This window comes from Mycolicibacterium obuense, from assembly GCF_055397605.1.
The window spans coordinates 2834089-2848709 of sequence record NZ_AP043663.1 but is presented as its reverse complement, the minus strand read 5'-3'; the positions used below and the strand labels follow the sequence as shown (position 1 = coordinate 2848709).

General features: G+C 67.6%; 11 protein-coding genes and 1 pseudogene. 7 read left to right on the top strand and 5 right to left on the bottom strand.

The features are described 5' to 3' along the window. Positions 1-19: 19 nt before the first annotated feature. Entirely contained in the window at positions 20-1174 is a 1155-nt protein-coding gene (locus tag ACZ50N_RS13485; protein ID WP_464473045.1) for a hypothetical protein, read from the bottom strand. Positions 1175-1827: 653 nt separating this feature from the next. Here ACZ50N_RS13485 and ACZ50N_RS13480 point away from each other — a divergent pair. The 3 genes and pseudogenes from ACZ50N_RS13480 to ACZ50N_RS13470 all read left to right on the top strand — a co-directional run. Next, positions 1828-2088, top strand: a pseudogene (locus ACZ50N_RS13480) (endonuclease); the annotation flags it as partial. 51 nt (positions 2089-2139) lie between these two features. Then, positions 2140-2742 (top strand): hypothetical protein, encoded by a 603-nt coding sequence (locus tag ACZ50N_RS13475; RefSeq protein ID WP_464473044.1) that lies wholly within the window; start codon positions 2140-2142, stop codon positions 2740-2742. 14 nt (positions 2743-2756) lie between these two features. Continuing rightward, a complete protein-coding gene (locus tag ACZ50N_RS13470) occupies positions 2757-3746 on the top strand; it encodes a malate dehydrogenase (RefSeq protein ID WP_464473043.1) in 990 nt (329 codons plus the stop codon). On the opposite strand, the gene ACZ50N_RS13465 is transcribed toward ACZ50N_RS13470, so the two are convergent. Together ACZ50N_RS13465 and ACZ50N_RS13460 are read right to left on the bottom strand one after the other, a co-directional pair. Then, complete coding sequence (locus tag ACZ50N_RS13465; RefSeq protein ID WP_464473042.1) at positions 3747-5222, bottom strand: acetyl-CoA acetyltransferase; 1476 nt, start codon at positions 5220-5222, stop codon at positions 3747-3749. A 3-nt stretch (positions 5223-5225) separates the two neighbouring features. Further along, entirely contained in the window at positions 5226-7595 is a 2370-nt protein-coding gene (locus tag ACZ50N_RS13460; RefSeq protein WP_464473041.1) for a CaiB/BaiF CoA transferase family protein, read from the bottom strand. 115 nt (positions 7596-7710) lie between these two features. Between ACZ50N_RS13460 and ACZ50N_RS13455 the strand changes: the two genes are divergently transcribed. Together ACZ50N_RS13455 and ACZ50N_RS13450 are read left to right on the top strand one after the other, a co-directional pair. After that, the gene (locus tag ACZ50N_RS13455; RefSeq protein ID WP_464473040.1) at positions 7711-10188 is read left to right on the top strand and encodes a phosphoketolase family protein; all 2478 of its coding nucleotides are present in this window, start codon (positions 7711-7713) and stop codon (positions 10186-10188) included. A 51-nt stretch (positions 10189-10239) separates the two neighbouring features. Beyond that, on the top strand, positions 10240-10998 hold the full coding sequence (locus ACZ50N_RS13450; protein WP_073684106.1) for a CPBP family intramembrane glutamic endopeptidase: 759 nt from the start codon (positions 10240-10242) through the stop codon (positions 10996-10998). A gap of 16 nt (positions 10999-11014) precedes the next feature. Here ACZ50N_RS13450 and ACZ50N_RS13445 read toward each other — a convergent pair whose 3' ends face one another. Both ACZ50N_RS13445 and ACZ50N_RS13440 read right to left on the bottom strand, forming a co-directional pair. Then, positions 11015-11335, bottom strand: coding sequence for a GlsB/YeaQ/YmgE family stress response membrane protein (locus tag ACZ50N_RS13445; protein ID WP_046366435.1), 321 nt, complete (start codon positions 11333-11335; stop codon positions 11015-11017). Between the two features lie 126 nt (positions 11336-11461). Further along, positions 11462-12463: an APA family fibronectin-binding glycoprotein gene (locus ACZ50N_RS13440; protein ID WP_464468024.1), complete on the bottom strand. Its 1002-nt coding sequence runs from the start codon at positions 12461-12463 to the stop codon at positions 11462-11464. A gap of 321 nt (positions 12464-12784) precedes the next feature. On the opposite strand from ACZ50N_RS13440, the gene ACZ50N_RS13435 reads away from it, so the two are divergent. Both ACZ50N_RS13435 and ACZ50N_RS13430 read left to right on the top strand, forming a co-directional pair. After that, a complete protein-coding gene (locus tag ACZ50N_RS13435) occupies positions 12785-13456 on the top strand; it encodes an SDR family oxidoreductase (RefSeq protein WP_046366626.1) in 672 nt (223 codons plus the stop codon). A gap of 113 nt (positions 13457-13569) precedes the next feature. Next, the gene (locus ACZ50N_RS13430) at positions 13570-14499 is read left to right on the top strand and encodes an LLM class F420-dependent oxidoreductase (RefSeq protein ID WP_464473039.1); all 930 of its coding nucleotides are present in this window, start codon (positions 13570-13572) and stop codon (positions 14497-14499) included. Positions 14500-14621: the final 122 nt, after the last annotated feature.

The following is a 14621-nucleotide window of genomic DNA, read 5'->3' as shown; positions in this document are numbered from 1 at the left end:
TGACACCGACCGCTCGAGCTTAATGACTGAGGCTTTGCCAATTTTTGACGCGCCTATCTCGGCTCGCAAAGAGGTCGCTCACATTCAATCCGCTGCGCCCGGCCGATGCAGCTTCACGTATGGCTCGGACCCGCCGTTCGATGTCTTTTTTCGCCGTACCCGCCCGAAAAATGGGCGTCATCGTATGCAGCACGTATGGGGTGTCTAGTTTGGTTGCGTAGTCGTAAGCGACTTGGGGCTCAATTCCGCCAGTGAAGGCCGGTAGGGAAGTGTTCCCGTAGTCGGCGCACGAGGTGGCTGAAGCGGCCTCGTGGAGGGTGCCCGCATTCATATTGGCCAAGCTCAGCAATCCCACATTCGATATATCGGCACCAAACAGCGTCACCAACGATATGTAAGCTGGCTGGCTCCACCCCCTAGGTTCGGTTGGGAGCGGCCCTAGTGTGTATGCAAAGATCGGCACACGCATTGATCTGATTGTTTCCAACGACGCGAAACCGACCGATATTGGGCAAAGCCGTATCCCTACTGTGACATTCTGGGAACGCGATTGTAGTCCGGTTGCGATTTGTTCTACCAAATACTGTAAGTAACTGAGTCGGCCAGTTCCATTGAAGAAGAGCGTAGTGTGGCCAGTAGCATTTTGCGCAATCGCATCGACACGGCGTTTGAGTTCGTCAGCAGACAGATTCAAGCTCATATCTGTTACAAAGGTGACGCCTGCCCCGGCGAGTGTAGTGGAGACATCGGCCCATTCCGCGCTTGCTACCTCGCGAGGCACCGGTACTGATATCCATGGAAATTGCTGATTGTAAGGGGCTGCGAGATTGCTGCCGAATGCTGGCCCGGGAAGATAGTTAGCCTCGTTGCTGACATCTAAACTATCCAGTCTGGCGGAAGCAATAGTTGCATCGCGGAATGCATTTCCGCTAATGAGCATTATTAATCCAGCGTAGCCTCGATCGACTAGACCTAATTCCTGCGCTGCACCTGAAATCTTTAACTGCATGATTTTATAGTTGGAGTACGAATGCGAGCTGTAGGATAATTTTGGCTCCAAAGAAGCGCGCGGGATAGGTCCATATCGTCGAAAGCCTTCTTTAATTGCCTTGAAAGCGTCGTCTGGCGTGGAGTTTACCGTTAACTGAACGCTATAGCACAAGTTAATCGTCATGTCCGCCAGCGCCTTCTAACAGAACCCAAACCAGGAAAATGATGACCACGATGTTTGCGGCGGTGGCCCAGGCTCCGGCGCCCGTGTGATGGACGGCAACCGTAGACAAGATGAAGCCCGCGAGCGCCACAATGCCGGCAAATCTCAGGTGTAATTGTCGCCTTCGGGCGAGTGATCGTGCAACTACGCCAGCTTTGCGAAATTCGACCGCAGATAGGGCGGCGATCACTGAAACGGCAGTGCCGTCGAATTGAGATAGCAATCCGAGATACGACGAATCTCTCGCCATATCGCTATCCCGCAGCAGGTATGCACAAGCGCAAATTGCGACGGCAGTTAGAGCGGCCTTCTTCCAGAGAGCTAATAGTGCGACCCTCATCTCAACCCCCCGGCCACTGCGTCCACGCACACAAGTGAGATGTGCCTGACCTCATCCTCGTGTTTTCAGCGAGTGCTAGCAGCAGGCCAACTACGTGCATCAAGATCATAGTGTACGAGCAACCCTGCCCTGTTGGCTTCGGTAGTGACCTCGAAATTGGTCTGCGGCATCGTGACGTCGGAGGCCTGCCGTGGTGGCAACGTTCCTTAACCACCCAAACTTCTTTCGGGGCGCGGAGTCGGGCGTTATTGGCAAATCTGGGCAAGGCGGACTCGCCGCGGCCAAGGACCTGCTGAAGGGGTTCACCGGCATCGGCGACACCGGCGCCGGCATCTTCCTGCGCGAGGTGCAGGACGTGTGGACCTGGGTGCGGCCCTACTTCGACGACCGAGCCCGCGCCGCTGCGAAGGACCTCGGGCTCCCCGACAGTCCTGAGGAGCTCGGGAAGCTGGGCGGTGACGCCTGTGCGCCTCTGGCGGCGGCGCTGGTCCGGGTGTCTTTGGACCGTGTCGTGCGTGATGCCGTGGTGAGCTGACCTCCGTGTGAGCACGCGAGACAAACCGGGGTGGCATGCTGGTGCACCGACATGCCTGTGATCACCCGACTCTGCGCTGTGGCAGCGCTCGCTCTGTCCGTCGCCGCCTGCACCGGGCCGACCGTCGTCACCACTGACGACACCGTCGCCCCGCCTCCTGCCGCGGCCCCGCCGCCCGAAACCACCCGGCCGAGCAACGTCCACCTCGCCAACGCCTTCGCCTACGCCATCCCCGGACCCGAATCCGCCGGTGGCGCGACCGTGTACGCCTTCACCACCCCGAGCGGTCGCTGGCAGTGCCAGATCACCCCGCGCACGCAGGTGTCCTGCGGTAAGGCAGGCGGCACCGCGACCGCGATCGGAATCACCGGCGCCCCCGACGAGGTGACCGATCCCGACGGCGGCACCACCACCCCGACCGCGATCCTGGTCGACCGCACTGCGGACCCGCAGTTCGCGGCGCTGCCCGCATCCGAGGTCGCCGACCCACCGGTGCTGCCGTTCAACCGCATCCTGGCCGTCGCCGGTTTCCGCTGCAACGTGCAGGAAGCCTCCGGGGTGTCCTGCCTGTCTGAACTGTCGGGCAAGGGCTTCACGTTCTCCGCCGACGGCTTCACCACCGCCTACACCGACGTGCCCGCCGACGCACCCTGACCAAGGAGAACCCCATGCCTGCACGCCCGGTCACCGTCACCGTCACCGGAGCCGCCGGGCAGATCGGCTACGCCGCGCTGTTCCGCATCGCTGCCGGCGCGATGCTCGGCCACGACACCCCCGTCGTGCTGCGACTGCTCGAGCTGCCCGACGCGGTGCGCGCCGCCGAGGGCGTGGTGATGGAACTCGACGACGGCGCCTTCCCTCTGCTCGCGGGCACCGAGATCCACGACGACCCGGTGCGCGCCTTCGACGGTGTCAACGTCGCGCTGTTGATCGGCGCGAAGCCGCGCACCAAGGGCATGGAACGCGCGGACCTGCTGGGTGCCAACGCGGCGATCTTCGCCACCGCCGGCCGGGCGCTCGGCGCCGGCGCGGCGTCGGATGTCCGCGTGCTGGTGGTCGGCAACCCGGCCAACACCAACGCGCTCGTCGCGGCCGCGCACGCCCCCGACATCCCCGCCGAGCGATTCACCGCGCTGACCCGCCTCGACCACAACCGGGCCGTCGCCGCGATGGCGCGACACGCCGGAGTGCCCGTCACCGAGATCCACCGGATGACGATCTGGGGCAATCACTCCCCGACCCAGTACCCCGACATCTTCCACGCGACCGTCGGCGGCCGCGCCGGGGCCGATTACGCCGCCGACACCCGTTGGCTCACCGACGAATTCATCCCGACGGTGGCGCGGCGCGGCACCGCGATCATCGAGGCGCGCGGCGCGAGTTCGGCGGCCTCGGCGGCCAACGGCGCCATCGACCACATCGACGACTGGATCCACGGCACCCCCGAGGGCGACTGGACGTCGGTCGCGATGCCGTCACCGGGCGCCTACGGCATCGACGAAGGGCTCGTGTGCTCGTTCCCGTGCCGATCGGTCGACGGGCGCTGGGAGATCGTCGACGGCCTCGACGTCAATCCCTTCTCGCGCAGCAGGATCGACGCCTCGGTCGCCGAACTGCGGGCCGAACGCGACGCGGTCGCCGCACTCGGCCTGCTGTAGTCACTCCAGCGTCGCGGTGCCGTCGGCGTGTACCCGCACGGCCGCACCGGCGATGTCGTCGGTGATCGTGGTCCGGGCCGCGTCGGCGTCGGTGATCACGGCCAGCACGCGGTCGTCGCTCGGGGTGCGGACCGCCAGGAACGCCTTCTCGGGTTCCCCGTCGCGATCGAACGGCGTGGTCCAGGTCTCCACCGTGCCCACCCCGGTCCAGTCCACGAGTTCCGTGCGGGTCGGTTCCCGGTCGACGGTGTCTTGCACGTCCTCCCAACGGAATTCGTGCTGGGGCGGCTCGGTGCCGTACACGCCGAAGCTGTGCTTGGTCAGGTAGCCGCCGTTGGCGGTGATCAGGCCGCGCGTGCCGGGACGCGCGGTGAGTTGCTCCGCCATGGTCGCGATGGAGTGCGTGACGTAGTTGTTCCAGGGTCCGCCGGCGAACGTCAATCCGCCGGTGACGGTCAGCGGCCTGTCGGCGTCGTCGACCGGGAGCCCCAGTTCGGCGGCCGCCACCTGGACCGCCGACGGGAAGCAGGAGTACACGTCGATGAGGTCGAGCTCGTCGACGCCGGTGCCGGCCAGCTCCAGCGCGCGCCGGCCCGCGATGCGGATCGCCGGCGAGGTGTGGAACTCGGCGCGCTCACCGATGGCGTAGGTGTCGTGCGCGTCGGCACCCGCATACGGGAAAACCCAACGCTCCTGCGGAATCTGAAGGTACTGCGCCTTCTCCGCGGACGCCACGATCAGCACCGCACCCTGATCGACCATGTTGTTGGAGTTCATCAGCTTGGGGTAGGGCCAGCTGATCATCCGGTTCTGGGCCGACGGCTCATAGATGTCCTCGGCGCTGTAGGTCTGCCGGTTCCAGGCGTGCGGGTTCTGCGCCGCCACCGCCGAGAACTGCGCCCACAGCGCGCCGATCCGTTCCCGGTGCTCCTGCGTGGACTCCCCCGCGGCGATCCGGACGGCCTGATCGAACATCGGGTACACGAACGACGGGCGGTCCAGGTGGATCTTCAAGTCGCCGGGTCCGGCCATCGGCATCATCTCGTCGGAGCCCGGCGCCAGCGGCACCGTGTCGTCCTGCTTCGTCCAGTCCGCCTTGGCGCCGGTGGCCCGCATCTTCGTCCTGGTGCGCCACGTCTCGGCGCCGGCGATCAGCACGACATCGGCGCGACCCTGCTGGATGTCCAGGCAGGCCAGGTTCACCAGCGTCTGCGGCACGTTGCCGCCGATCCCGGTGTAGCGGGTGGCCGCCTTCTCCGCCCCGATCCGCTGCGCCACCAGCAGACCGGCATCCCGGTACCGCCAGGAGAGCAGGTTGACCACCCGCACCGCATCCACTGCGGCCAGCACCCGCGGATCGGCGGCCTCCCGCGCCGCCGCGACCATCAGATCGACAGGCTCGACGTCCGGATTCTCGGTGTGCTGGTTGACCTGGCCATAGCCGACCAGCACGGGCGTTCTCGGATCGAGGGACATGGGTCAACCTTCCTGGTGGTAGTCGAACAGCACACCTGCGTCCAGCAGCGCGTCGATGCGCTCGGACGTCAGGCCGAGCACCCGGGTGCAGATCTCGCGGGTGTGCTCGCCCGGCATCGGCGCCGGACGCAGAGGAGCACGGGGAATACGACGATAGGGCGCGGGCGCGGTCTCCGCGGGAATCGGGCGCTCCAGCAGCGGATGCACCGACTCTCCGAACACGTTGCGATGCAACACCTGCGGATCGGTGGGGACATCGGCGGCGCGGTTCATCGGCGCCGCGGGCACGCCGTGGTGCTGGAGAAGCTCGGCGACGTCGACCTTGTCGCGCCCGGATGTCCACGCCCCGAGGGCGGCGATCATCGCGGTGCGCTCCTGCGGCAGGTCCTGCGCCATCAGTGTGGCCACGGTGGCGCGCTCGGCGCTGCCGGGCAGCGAGATCACGCACCACTCGTCGTCGCCCGCGCAGGGGCACACCGCGTGCACGGTGTCGTCATCGACGACGGGGAGACCCGCTGCGCGGGCTGATTCGATGACGTAGCGGTCGGCGAGCTGGTTGATCGCCACCTCGGCCTGCGACAGGTGCAGGTGTGCGCCTGTCCCGCTGCGGTCCCGACGGATCAGTGCGGCGACCGCCGCGACCGCGGTCAACCGTCCGACGACGTGATCGGGGAAGATGGTCGTGGCATCGAAGAACTGGCCGGTCGGCGCATCCGGGGACCTCCACAACCGGGTGATGCCGGTCGAGGCGCGCACCAGCGGACCGTAGCCCATCTGGTCGCTCCACGGCCCATGGTCGCCGTACGCGCTGCTCTCGGCGAGCACGATGTCGGGATTTATCTCGCGCAGCCTCTCGATCGAGAAGCCCAGCGCAGCAAGGGTTCCCGGCTTGAAGTTGGCGAACACCGCATCGGCGGTGGCGACGAGGTCGGCGAAGATCTGCGCGCCGCCGGGATCACGCAGATCCAGCCCGAGGCTGTACTCGTTGCGGTGGGTCAGAGCCCACGATCGGCTCAACTTCATCCCCGCGGGCGCCTGCCGCAGCCCATCCGGATAGGCGGCGCTCTCGATCTTGATCACCTCGGCGCCGAGGTCGGCGAACAGGCGGCCCAGCTCACCGCCCGCGACGATCACCCCGAGGTCGAGGATGCGCAGACCGGCGAAGGGATACTCAGGCGGGGGCAGCGTGGGGGGCATCGTGGGTGTACCCGACGCGCCGGGATGCAGCCATTCGGCGTCGTCAGCGGCGGAACCGGGAGCTGGAGAACGGAATCCGAGATGTTCGCCCTCGAGGGTCACCGGCCCGATCGGCACGGTCACCGTCGCGCCCGGGATCAGTGGCGCCTCGACCAACGCCCCGGTGCAGCGAAAGTGCTCTGCCCGCAACGCTTCTGCCGGCGTGCGAACCGCCGCGATCGGCACCCCGAGCTCCCGGCCCCGCGCGACGAGCTCGTCCATCGACTGCGCGGCGAACACGGCGGCGATCGCCTCGTTCAGCTCAGCCGAGGCCGCGTACCGCGCGGCGATCGTGTCGAACTCCGGACCGGCGAAGCGCGCCGGCTCGCCCAGCCACGCCCGCATTCCGCGCCACTGCCGCGGGGACAGCAGACAGATCCGGACATGACCATCGCGGCATCCGAAGATCGGATAGATCTGCTGGTTGCGGGGGCGACCACGCCACAGCGCCGTCGGCGGTTTCAGCCCGACCGCCGCCTGCCCCTCCGACCCGTACGGCGGATCGAGGGCCTGCAGAACCGCCTCGAACCGGGAGAAGTCGATGAAATCCCCTCTGCCGCTGCGGGTCCGGTCGTAGTAAGCGGCGAGCACCGCCCACGCCGCCTGCACCGTGGCGGTCGCCGATCCGACTCCGACGGGCGGGAGGACCGGTGTGCCGGTGGTGGGCCCGGTCCGCGACAACGCCGAGGACAGGGCGTAGAACACCGCATCGTTGCCACGCCATGATGCACGCGGCCCCGTCAGGCCGAAATCGGTGACCGACAGCACGACGAGATGGTCGAACCGGTCCGCCAGGTCCAGGGTAGAAGTCCCGAAAAGTGCTGCGCCACCCGGGTTTCCGCTGTCGATCACGATGTCTGCGCCCGCCGCGAGCTCCTGCAGCCGATCGCGGTCGGATGCCGCGGCCGGGTTCAGCGACATCGCTCGCTTGTTCGCGTTGTCCAGCGCGAAACCGATTCCCACACCGGCGATCGTCGGCACCGCCGTCCGTGCCGCGCTGCCCCCGGGGGGTTCCACCTCGAGCACGTCGGCACCGAGATCGGCCAGTATCCGGCCCACGCCCGCACCGGCCCCGTCGCCGGCAACAGAACACAGGTCGAGCACGCGCACGGACGTCAGCAGTCGCGCCTCGCCCATCGATGGTGCCCGCCCTCCTGTGGTGCCCGTCGGGGCAAAGATTAACCCGGCGCTCATCGGGTACGGGTTGACGGTCCGCCGATCGCGAGTTGGATGGGGATGTGGGAAGGGGATTATGACGACAGCCTGGACGACCGTGGACCGCCAGCCGATCAGCGACGAGACGGTGGCTCGGCTGGACCGCTGGTGGCGCGCGGCGAACTATCTGTCGGTCGGGCAGATCTATCTGCTGGACAACCCGTTGTTGCGCACCCCGCTGGCGCGCGAGAACGTCAAGCCGCGCCTGCTCGGACACTGGGGCACCACCCCGGGTCTGAACTTCCTCTACGCCCACCTCAACCGGATCATCGCCGAACGTCAGCAGTCCACGATCTACCTGACCGGGCCCGGCCACGGCGGGCCCGGGCTGGTGGCCAACGCCTACCTCGACGGCACCTACAGCGAGATCTACTCCGACATCACCGCAGACGCCGAGGGCATGCGACGACTGTTCCGGCAGTTCTCGTTCCCCGGTGGCATCCCGTCGCACGTGGCGCCGGAGACACCGGGCTCCATCCACGAAGGCGGCGAGCTGGGCTACGTCCTGTCCCACGCCTACGGCGCCGCGTTCGACAACCCGGATCTGCTGGTGGCCGCGGTCGTCGGCGACGGTGAGGCCGAGACAGGACCGCTGGCGACCAGCTGGCATTCCAACAAGCTGGCCAACCCGGCTCACGACGGCGTGGTGCTGCCGATCCTGCACCTCAACGGCTACAAGATCGCCAACCCGACCGTGCTGGCCCGGATCCCCGAAGACGAGCTGCGCAGCCTGCTCGTCGGTTACGGGCACACGCCGTATTTCTTCGAGGTGCCCGACGACGCGCCCGAGGGACAGGAAGACGACCACGCGGATGCGCACCGGCGCTTCGCCACCCTGCTCGACGACGTGCTCGATGAGATCGCCGCGATCAAGGCCCGGGCCGCCGACGGCGACGATGCGCGACCCGCGTGGCCGATGATCGTGTTCCGCACCCCGAAAGGCTGGACCGGTCCCGCCACGATCGACGGTAAGAAGACGACCGGTTCGTGGCGCGCGCACCAGGTGCCGCTGGCCAACGCGCGCGACACCGCCGAGCACCTCGCGGTCCTCGGGGACTGGCTGGCCTCGTACCGCCCCGAGGAACTGTTCGACGACGACGGCCGCCTGCACGACGACATCGCCGCTCTCGCGCCCGAGGGTCCGCTGCGGATGAGCGACAACCCGCACGCCAACGGCGGTCTGCTGCTCAAGGATCTGCGGCTACCCGACTTCCGTGACTTCGCCGTCGACGTGCCCGCACCCGGCGCCACCGTCGCCGAGGCCACCCGCGTGCTGGGTCAGTGGCTCACCGAGGTGATCCGGCTCAACCCGCAGAATTTCCGCATCTTCGGCCCCGACGAGACCGCGTCGAACCGACTGCAGGCCGTCTACGACGCCACCGAGAAACAGTGGAACGCCGAACTGGTGGGGCCGCAGGTCGACGAGCACCTCGCCCGCGTCGGCCGGGTGGTCGAGATGCTCTCCGAACACCAATGCCAGGGGTGGCTCGAGGGGTACCTGCTGACCGGCAGGCACGGCCTGTTCAACTGCTACGAGGCGTTCATCCACATCGTCGACTCGATGCTGAACCAGCACGCGAAGTGGCTGAAGGTCACCGACAAGATCCCGTGGCGCCGGCCCATCGCGAGTCTGAACTACCTTCTGTCCAGCCATGTCTGGCGCCAGGATCACAACGGGTTCTCCCACCAGGACCCCGGATTCATCGACCACGTCGTCAACAAGAGCGCCCATGTGGTGCGCGTCTACCTGCCCCCGGACGCGAACACCCTGCTGTCCACCTACGACCACTGCCTGCGCTCACGCCAGTACGTCAATGTCGTCGTCGCGGGTAAGCAGCCCTCCCCCACCTACCTGACGATGGAGGAGGCGATCGCGCACTGCACCCGCGGGGTCGGCATCTGGGAGTGGGCCGGCTCCGAGGAACTGGGCAGCGATCCCGACGTCGTCCTCGCTGCCGCCGGCGACATCCCGACCCTGGAGGCGCTCGCGGCGGCCGACATCCTGCGTCAGCACCTGCCGGATCTGAAGGTGCGGTTCGTCAACGTCGTCGACCTGATGCGGCTGCAGGACGACACCGAGCATCCGCACGGGTTGTCCAGTCGAGAGTTCGACATGATCTTCACCAGGGACCGGCCGATCATCTTCGCCTACCACGGCTATCCCTGGCTGATCCACCGGCTGACCTATCGGCGCGCGGGCCACGACAACCTGCACGTGCGCGGTTACAAGGAGGAAGGCACCACCACGACGCCGTTCGACATGGTGATGCTCAACGACCTGGATCGCTACCACCTGGTGATGGACGTCATCGACCGGGTGCCCTCGCTCGGGTCGCGATGTGCGACGCTGCGCCAGCAGATGGCGGACAAGAGGATCGCCGCGCGGGAGTACACCCGCGCGCACGGCGACGACATCGGCGAGGTCAAGGACTGGGTGTGGCCCGCTGCCCGCGAATCCGGGTTCGGCAACGCCGGCGCCGACTCCCAGACCGATACCGGTGGCGACAACGAATAGCTGACCTGCGAAGATCGCCGGCTTCGGTAGTCTGAGCCGGTTATGACGGTGATGACCGAGGCCAGCGCTTCTCCTGAGCCCCACCCCCTGGTGGAGCAGTTGGCGGCGCTGCACCACGCCCGCGCCTATGTCGACGTCGGTGTCGTCGTGGTCGTGCTGGCGGTGACGAACCTGATCGCGCACTTCACCACGCCGTGGGCCAACGTGGCCGTGGTACCGGCCGCCGCAGTGGGCCTTGTCGCTCTCGTGCGGTCACGCGGACTGGGCTGGCACGAGCTCGGGTTGGGTCGGGAACACTGGCGCTCGGGCGCGGGCTATGCGCTGGGCGCCGTCGCCGTCGTCGGCACCGTGATCGCGGTCGGGGCACTGCTGCCCTGGACCCGGCCGATGTTCCTGAACAACCACTACGCGACGCTCTCGGGCGCGCTCCTCGCCTCGATGATCATCATCCCGCTGCAGACCGTGATCCCCGAGGAACTCGCGTTCCGGGGCGTCCTGCACGGCGCACTCGACAGGGCCTGGGGATTCCGCGGGGTGGCGGCCGCGGGCTCCCTGCTGTTCGGGCTGTGGCACATCGCCACCTCCCTGGGACTGACCGCCAGCAACGTCGGGTTCACCCGCATCCTGGGCGGTGGCCCCGTCGGCATGATCGCCGGCGTCGTGGGCGCCGTCTTCGCCACCGCCGCAGCGGGATTCGTGTTCACCTGGTTACGCCGGCGCAGCGGCAGTCTGATCGCGCCGATCGCGCTGCACTGGTCGCTCAACGGTCTGGGGGCGCTAGCTGCGGCGCTGGTCTGGCACCTCAGCTAGACGCCCCTGCCGACCGCTAGGTGCGGCGGCCCTGCACCATCCCGACGATCCACAGCAGGATCACCGAGCCCAAGACCGCGGTGAACAGCGTGAACCACCAGCCGCCACCCGCGGTGTCGAGGAAGAAGCTGAGTAGGAAGCCGCCGATCAACGCACCGATCACGCCGATGACGATGTTCATCAGGATGCCCGAACCCGAACCCTTCACGATCTTGCCGGCGATCCAGCCGGCGATCGCGCCGATGATGATGTAGCCGATCCAGCCCACGCTGGTCTGCGTCGTCGAGCGCGCCAGATACTCCGTGGCCGCCACGATGTCAGTGGAGGTGGTGAACATGTCGATCTCCTGCCTGTCGCAGTCCGGCCCGGCTGCGGTGGCAACCGGGCCAGACTCCGGTATAGCCCGGACAGGTAACGATTAGTCGACAGGATGGGACACGATCGTGTGCCCATCGCCACTGTGTCAGGCGGGCGGCAGCATCCCCGGTGCGGTGTTCGGGTCGACCGGCACCGGCTGGCCGACGGCCGGCCGAGGCGGCGGCGCGTTCGGATCCGCGGGCGGCGGCGGGGCACCCGGATCCGCCGGCGGCGGAGGTGGCGGGGGTGTCCAGGGCCGGATCGAGTTCGCCAGCGTGACGGCCTCAGCCTGCGGGATCGGGCTGGTCGCGGTGCCCAGCCAGACGACGAACCACCGCTCCGGGGCGCGCTGACCGCGCGGGGTTCCCGGCGCCGTCGGGGCGCCGACCACGCCGGCCCAGATCTGGCCGTTCGGCTTGTTGGTGTCGGTGAACTTGACCTCGTAGGACGACGCGACGCCGGTCATGCCATTGGCGTTCAGCGGGACGGTCTGCTGGTTGATGCGAGTCCCGGGGAAGGGCATGAAGAACTCGCCCATGTCCGAGGCGAGGCGCTGGGCCGCCTTCGTGTTGTCCGTCTCGGCGCCGGCGAACAGCTTCAGGTCCAGACGCCCGAGCAGCACGCTGGTGTCATTGGGCGCCGGGGTGTCCGGCGGGGACCCGGCCGGCGGGAGCTTGTTCAGCAGTGCCTGGCCGTAGGACAGCGAGGCAGCATCGGCGACCTTCCAGCCGGCGGGCACCACGTAGCTGAAGCCGCCGGCGGCGTTGTCCACGCGGCCGGGCTCCGGCGCGGGTGCCGGGGCGGGGGCCGGGGCGTTCGGATCGGCCGGGGCCGGCGGCGGCACAGGCGCGTTCGGATCCGCGGGCGGCGCGGGAGCGGGCGCGGGCGCGGGAGCGTTCGGGTCCGCAGGCGGTGCCGCCGGGGCCGGCGCTTCCGGTGCCGCCGGAGCTGCCGGGGCCGGAGACGGCGGCGGCGGTGTCGGCGCGGGCTGCGCTGTCGCCACGGCGGGCAGCGTCAACGCGGCGACGGTCGCGCCGGTCAGGGCGGCGAGCCCGATCGACGTCGACAGGCCTCTGCGGCGGGGTGACGACATGTCTGGATCACGCATGCCGAAGAAACTACCGTGTTACTGGCGTGACGCAAGTGTGTGCAGCTGAGAATGTACTGAATTGTGACATTGCTATCTCCCCGGTAAGCCCAGGAGGGCGCGGTAAATGAAGTTTGCTGACATGACAAGCGCCCCGGCGCGTGGCGCGGGGTGCGGTGAGCTGCTCGAACGTCGTGACCTCGGCGCGCTCACGGGTTTGATCGCAGGGCCGCGTGCCGCCGTTACCGACACGCCCGCGTCGATTGCCGCAGGCTAGCTACCCTCCAGTAACATGGGCGGGACTCGCTGGGGTTCAGCGCCGAACACAACAGGAGGCCGATGATGGATGTGCTGATCACGGGATGTGACACCGACCGGGGACGCGCCATCGCAGAGCACTTCAGCGCCTCCGGACACCGCGTGATCGTCGCCGGCCGGCGCGCCGACGACGTCGAGCTGCTGGCCAAGGAACTCGAGACCGACGCCATCGTCGTCGACACCACCGACCCCGCATCGATCGCCGCCGCGAACGATCAGCTGCCCGCGCATCTGGACACCGTGATCAACGTGCCCGCGCCGCAGTCCCCCGCCGGCGATCCACGGACCTACACCCTTGCCGACCATGCCACCGAGTGGCGCGGACTGTTCGACGCCGGCCTGCTCTCGGCGGTGCTGACCGTTCAGACGCTGGGCGACCAACTGCGGTCCGGCGGCTCCATCATCACCGTGATCGACGACGCAGGGGCCGAAGGCGGCGCCGCGGCATCGGTCAAGGCGGCCGTCACCACCTGGACGGCTGGGCTGGCGCACCACTTCGGCATCCGCGGCATCACGGTCAACGCGGTGGCGATCGGCCGCGGCAGCGAGCCCGGATACGTGGGCCTGGGTTCCGCCTCGCCGACCGTGGACGCCGAGATCGCCCGGCTCTCGCTGTTCCTCACCACCCCCGCGGCGCGCCACATCACCGGCCAGACCCTGCACGTCAGCCACGGCGCGCTGGCCAACTTCGGCTGAGCCGCAACGGTTCTGCGCCGCGTTTTATTCCGGGATGTCCCGCATTTCTCGTGGCTTCCGCCAGCAGTGAAATGAGCTAGAACGCGCTGTGCGCGCTGCGTAGGGTCGGGCGCGTGACGATTCGACTCGGTTTGCAGATCAACAACTTCTCGTACGGGACCGGCGTGGATCAGCTCTTCCCCACGGTCACCGCACAGGCCAAGGAAGCCGACGAGGCCGGCTTCGACTCGGTGTTCCTGATGGATCACTTCTATCAACTGCCCGGCATCGGCACCTACGACCAGCCGATGCTCGAGGCCTACACCGCGCTGGGTGCACTCGCCGCCGCCACCCAGAACGTGCAACTCGGCACGCTGGTCACCGGCAACACCTACCGCAATCCCACGCTGCTGGCGAAGGCGATCACGACGTTGGACGTGATCAGCGCCGGGCGCGCGATCCTGGGCATCGGCACCGGATGGTTCGAACTCGAACACGACCAACTGGGGTACGACTTCGGCACGTTCACCGACCGCTTCGAAAAGCTCGGTGAGGCACTGCAGATCATCCTGCCGATGCTGGCCGGCGAGCGGCCCACGGTCACGGGCAAGCACTACCGCACCCAGGAAGCGCTGGCCAATCCCCGCTTCCGCGACCACATTCCGCTGATGATCGGCGGCAGTGGTGAGAAGAAGACCATTCCGCTGGCGGCCAAGCACTTCGACCATCTCAACGTGATCGCCGGCTTCGACGAGCTCGCGCGCAAGGTCGAGGTGGTCCGGCAGCGCTGTGAGGAGATCGACCGTGATCCGGCGACGCTGGAGACATCGATGCTGATCGGTGCGCTCGTCGGCGATGGGGTGACCCCGGACATGATTCCCGACGATTTCAGGCAGCGCATGGTCGCCGGCAGCCCCGAACAGATCGCCGAGCAGGTCCAGAGCAAGGTGCTCGACGCCGGCATCGACGGCGTGATCCTGTTCGTGCCCACCCAGGTCGTCGGGTACCAGCCCGGTCACGTCACGGTCCTCGGCGAGGCGCTCAAACCGCTGGTCACGGGGTGAGTTCTGGCGGTGGGGTATCTCACCGCGCCCGCCGGAAGCCTGACGACTAAGGTTCTGGTTGTTCTGAATGGGTACAGACGGACCGACAGTTTCACCGGCCGGCACCGTCGGCACTCATGTCA

What these genes read in the sequence shown, in the direction of transcription:
- ACZ50N_RS13485 (WP_464473045.1), bottom strand. Translation starts at nt 1,174, where the DNA reads ATGACGATTAACTTGTGCTATAGCGTTCAGTTAACGGTAAACTCCACG.
- ACZ50N_RS13435 (WP_046366626.1), top strand. Translation starts at nt 12,785, where the DNA reads ATGGATGTGCTGATCACGGGATGTGACACCGACCGGGGACGCGCCATC.
- ACZ50N_RS13460 (WP_464473041.1), bottom strand. Translation starts at nt 7,595, where the DNA reads ATGGGCGAGGCGCGACTGCTGACGTCCGTGCGCGTGCTCGACCTGTGT.
- ACZ50N_RS13455 (WP_464473040.1), top strand. Translation starts at nt 7,711, where the DNA reads ATGACGACAGCCTGGACGACCGTGGACCGCCAGCCGATCAGCGACGAG.
- ACZ50N_RS13465 (WP_464473042.1), bottom strand. Translation starts at nt 5,222, where the DNA reads ATGTCCCTCGATCCGAGAACGCCCGTGCTGGTCGGCTATGGCCAGGTC.
- ACZ50N_RS13470 (WP_464473043.1), top strand. Translation starts at nt 2,757, where the DNA reads ATGCCTGCACGCCCGGTCACCGTCACCGTCACCGGAGCCGCCGGGCAG.
- ACZ50N_RS13475 (WP_464473044.1), top strand. Translation starts at nt 2,140, where the DNA reads ATGCCTGTGATCACCCGACTCTGCGCTGTGGCAGCGCTCGCTCTGTCC.
- ACZ50N_RS13445 (WP_046366435.1), bottom strand. Translation starts at nt 11,335, where the DNA reads ATGTTCACCACCTCCACTGACATCGTGGCGGCCACGGAGTATCTGGCG.
- ACZ50N_RS13450 (WP_073684106.1), top strand. Translation starts at nt 10,240, where the DNA reads ATGACCGAGGCCAGCGCTTCTCCTGAGCCCCACCCCCTGGTGGAGCAG.
- ACZ50N_RS13440 (WP_464468024.1), bottom strand. Translation starts at nt 12,463, where the DNA reads ATGCGTGATCCAGACATGTCGTCACCCCGCCGCAGAGGCCTGTCGACG.